Below are 2392 nucleotides of genomic sequence, written 5' to 3'. Positions count from 1 at the left end.
TGATCGCTCTTTAGTCCATTTGTTATTAACAGTAAAAAATGAGGGACAAGGAATATCGTTAAAGCACCTAAAGCGATTGGTGTTAAAATAAGTACCATTTGTGTTTTGGTATATTTCATTGTATTTTACTCTCAATTCTATCAGAATATGTTGCGAAATGCTCTTTTTCAGGTACGTGATATTAACTCTCATCTCTTTTTGCAAAGGTGCAGATAACGCCAAACAGTTTTCGTTTATGAGCCTTTCTCATCAAGGAGGAAGGTTTTATCCATTCTTAGCAGGCCATAGCGAATGCTTTGGAATGGCGCATTGTGCATATTTGTGCTTGCTGATGTACTTCTTTGGTTTGCTTAATAATTTGTGTAATTTGTTTGGCTTTATTTTCTGATACACCAATGCTTTGAGCCAGTGTTTCATAATCATTATTTTGAACTGCTTTATGTTCATTTGGTGAAAGACGGGTGTTGATCTTTTTTACAAAGTTGCTGAGCTCTTTTTGACATAAAGAATTTTTTGCTAAAGCTTCTTGCTGTAATTCTTTTGGCAAGGCGAGGAGATCTTGCAAGCTTTGACTTGGCATTTCTATTGTTTTTGCAAGGCGACTTTGTTCTGTTGCATGTTCTTGCGTGATTTCCTTTTCAGCATATTTTACAGCATACGCGAAATTTGCAACGGCAGTACAGAGCATACCAATATGATTTTTAGCGTTTGCACGTGCCTGATTTTGTAGTCCACATAAACTGAAACCTGCAAGACGAGAAACAGAGCTCGGTGCCCTTTCAATCTTGTTGGCGAGCTGTTGGCCTAAGCTTGGATTTTTGATGATTTCTACCATCTGTTTGTCTAATGTTTTTGTATTACCATAAACAATTTTTGACAGTTTCTGGACCTGTTTTAGGCTTACGTGGACACAGGCATCTTCTGCAACCATTTGGGCCGTTTCATTTTTTGTCAAAGGGGCTAATTTCTCTTCTGGAATAAGAATGCTTTCAAGCTCTTTTGTTTTGGGAACGGTAAAGGTAAATTTATCACCGGGTTTTAATGTTTTGAGTTGTTCTGGTGTGAGATGTTCTTTATTGCCGATAATGTAAGCTCCTTTTACATTGCAGGCAAAGCTGTTAAGACCAGCACCTCTATAGGTGCCCGTGTAGGTTTCACCTTCCTTTGTGACCATAACAGGGCGATCATTCACACTACGCCCAAGTTCTTTCGTGTTGCTCATGAATTCCTTTAAAAGAGGTATTTTATTGGGATTAGAGATATCGTCAAACAGATGTTGCATTGGTTCTAGACTGTCATTTTGTATTGCTGCAACACTAGCAACCAACATGCGTTCTTTTGTAACCAGTGAAAAATCAAGCTGATGCCCTGCGGCTTTGGCAAGATTTTCAAAAAAGATCCGTTGTGTACGTCCGTTGCCTTCTCTAAAGGGGTGTGTATAGTTGAGAGAGGCAAATATTTTGGCTGCTTCATAAGCAAATTCTTTGCATGATAAATCCTGCAAATTATTTTTTTCGGCAAGCGTTTGATCTAATTTTTGTAAACCTTCTTGTAATTCGCTACCGACTGCAAAATTTGTTATTTTTTTCATTACTGGAGCGACGGCAGTAGTACCATCTTCAAATGTAAAGGGAACATTGCGGGTTTGTCCAGCCCATTCAAAGGTATTTTCAAATAGACATTGATGAATAAGGCATAGATAGGAGCTATCAAACTTTTCTGGTAAGGGGGCTTCACGCAGATTAACCATCGCTTTTGCTGAATCATGCGCACATCTTGCCGTAAAAGCGTCAAGGTTTGTTATTCCATATTTATTTTTTAATGTTTTGCTTTTAGGATACATATAATGTTCAGGGGAAGGCACTGTGGATGTCACATCTGTTTTTTTTAATTTTTCTTTTGGCATTGTAGCTTCCTTATAATGTCGTGTTGTCCATAAGAGTATTAAATTCCTCGAGTGAAATATTCCCCTTTGCGTATTCTTCTAAAATTTTCAACGTTTTGGAATGAAGCGCTATTCCCTCTATTGCATGGGTGCTGATGGCTGCTTCAACGGCTTCACGGCGTTTTTTCAATTCTTCTTCTGTCATCGATAAAAGATTTTCTCTGTTTTCTGTTTCTTTGGTTTTCACGCATTTTTCCTTTTATTTGCAATCGTTTCTTTAAAAGAGCCTTTGGCAGCCGGTGTGATCTTCCTTTAGTCCCCTCCAAAGATGTTTCGTTGTTTGAAGGGATCGTAATAAATTTCTGTGACTTTAAATTTTCCTTCAATCCGTTTGCATTGGATGATGATATCAATCATTGAAATCAACAGTCCTCGAATATCATCACGCTCTAAATCACCACCGCCTTCACTTTCTTTGACCAAAAGGGTCATCTGCTCAAAGGCTGC

General features: G+C 38.2%; 2 protein-coding genes and 1 pseudogene. All 3 read right to left on the bottom strand.

Features of this window, described 5'->3' with window-relative positions; genetic code table 11:
* Nucleotides 1-274: 274 nt before the first annotated feature.
* Nucleotides 275-1906 carry a BID domain-containing T4SS effector gene (locus ACFIL8_RS09230; RefSeq protein ID WP_375613572.1) on the bottom strand — a complete coding sequence of 544 codons (1632 nt, stop codon included), beginning with the start codon at nucleotides 1904-1906 and terminating at the stop codon, nucleotides 275-277.
* Nucleotides 1907-1916: 10 nt separating this feature from the next.
* Nucleotides 1917-2090 (bottom strand): antitoxin VbhA family protein, encoded by a 174-nt coding sequence (locus ACFIL8_RS09225; RefSeq protein WP_275065231.1) that lies wholly within the window; start codon nucleotides 2088-2090, stop codon nucleotides 1917-1919.
* A gap of 107 nt (nucleotides 2091-2197) precedes the next feature.
* A pseudogene (locus ACFIL8_RS09220) lies at nucleotides 2198-2392 on the bottom strand (P-type DNA transfer ATPase VirB11); the annotation flags it as partial.

The sequence above is a fragment of the Bartonella sp. AP57NXGY genome (assembly GCF_042195805.1).
In the GTDB taxonomy this organism is placed as follows: domain Bacteria; phylum Pseudomonadota; class Alphaproteobacteria; order Rhizobiales; family Rhizobiaceae; genus Bartonella.
Note: the sequence above shows the minus strand (reverse complement) of the source record. Positions and strands in the feature narration are given on the sequence as shown.